Raw genomic sequence first — 1745 nt, 5'->3', positions numbered from 1 at the left:
TGTATTTCTTGAGATATTTTGGTTGCGGGAGCAGGATTTGAACCTGCGACCTTCAGGTTATGAGCCTGACGAGCTACCGGACTGCTCCATCCCGCGACGCTTTATGTTTGGCCTATCGCCCGAAGGGCTGTTTGAGGCCGTGGTGTTTGGCCTTGTCCCTTTGCGGGGGTTGGGCCGGGTGTTGTGCCCCAATGTTGTGTATTGGATTGGGGCCATCGTTTTGGAGAGATACGTTTCGGGGATTTTACCAGGTTTGGCGGTGACCTACTCTCCCACGTCTTGAGACGCAGTACCATCGGCGCTAAGGCACTTAACGGCCGGGTTCGGGATGGGACCGGGTGTTTTGCTCTTGCTATGACCACCAAACCGGGAAAAATCCTCGAATGTCCAAGTCTGTTGACTTTGGTCAGCAGAAGTCTGTCTTCTACTGGATCAAATCAAGCCTATCGGGCAATTAGTACCGGTCAACTGAACGCATTGCTGCGCTTACATCTCCGGCCTATCGACGTGGTGGTCTACCACGGCCCTCAGGGATACCTTGTTTTGAGGGGGGCTTCCCGCTTAGATGCCTTCAGCGGTTATCCTGTCCGATCATAGCTACCCTGCACTGCCGTTGGCACGACAACAGGTCCACCAGTGGATCGTTCACCCCGGTCCTCTCGTACTAGGGGCAACTCCTCTCAAGTATCCTACACCCACGGCAGATAGGGACCGAACTGTCTCACGACGTTCTAAACCCAGCTCACGTACCTCTTTAAACGGCGAACAGCCGTACCCTTGGGACCTGCTCCAGCCCCAGGATGAGATGAGCCGACATCGAGGTGCCAAACACTGCCGTCGATATGGACTCTTGGGCAGTATCAGCCTGTTATCCCCGGCGTACCTTTTATCCGTTGAGCGATGGCCCTTCCACTCGGGACCACCGGATCACTATGGCCGTCTTTCGACTCTGCTCGACTTGTCAGTCTTGCAGTCAGGCTGGCTTCTGCCATTGCACTCAACGAGCGATTTCCGACCGCTCTGAGCCAACCTTCGCGCGCCTCCGTTACGCTTTAGGAGGCGACCGCCCCAGTCAAACTACCCGCCACGCAGGGTCCCGGATCCGGATAACGGACCGCGGTTAGACATCAAGAGTGCGAAGGGTGGTATCTCAAGGGAGGCTCCACAGAAACTGGCGTTCCTGCTTCGAAGCCTACCACCTATCCTGCACATCACAATCCTGATGCCAGTGCGAAGCTGTAGTAAAGGTGCACGGGGTCTTTCCGTCTAACCGCGGGAAGCCTGCATCTTGACAGGCAATTCAATTTCGCTGAGTCGATGTTGGAGACAGCGGGGAAGTCGTTACGCCATTCGTGCAGGTCGGAACTTACCCGACAAGGAATTTCGCTACCTTAGGACCGTTATAGTTACGGCCGCCGTTTACCTGGGCTTCAATTCAAGGCTCTCACCTCTCCTTTTAACCTTCAGGCACCGGGCAGGCGTCAGACCCTATACGTCGTCTTGCGACTTCGCAGAGCCCTGTGTTTTTAGTAAACAGTCGCCACCCCCTGGTTTGTGCCCCCAGCCAATACTTGCGTAGAAACTGGGCCTCCTTCTCGCGAACTTACGGAGGTATTTTGCCGAGTTCCTTCAACATCGTTCTCTCAAGCGCCTTGGTATTCTCTACCAGTCCACCTGTGTCGGTTTAGGGTACGATCTCATGGAGGTGCTATTTCCAGGAACCGATCAGCGGCCCAGACAATCCG

General features: G+C 55.2%; 1 tRNA gene and 2 rRNA genes (1 of these 3 only partly in view). All 3 read right to left on the bottom strand.

Annotation, left to right across the window (positions count from 1 at the left end):
* Window positions 1-19 precede the first annotated feature (19 nt).
* Window positions 20-96, bottom strand: a tRNA-Met gene (locus KPG71_RS19350).
* A 155-nt stretch (window positions 97-251) separates the two neighbouring features.
* Window positions 252-366 (bottom strand): 5S ribosomal RNA (gene rrf, locus KPG71_RS19345).
* A gap of 67 nt (window positions 367-433) precedes the next feature.
* A 23S ribosomal RNA gene (locus tag KPG71_RS19340) occupies window positions 434-1745 on the bottom strand (it continues 2304 nt past the right edge of the window).

The sequence above is a fragment of the Roseovarius sp. PS-C2 genome (assembly GCF_018862045.1).
In the GTDB taxonomy this organism is placed as follows: domain Bacteria; phylum Pseudomonadota; class Alphaproteobacteria; order Rhodobacterales; family Rhodobacteraceae; genus Roseovarius.
The sequence above is the reverse complement of the archived record's forward strand: the minus strand, read 5'-3'. Positions and strand labels throughout refer to the sequence as shown.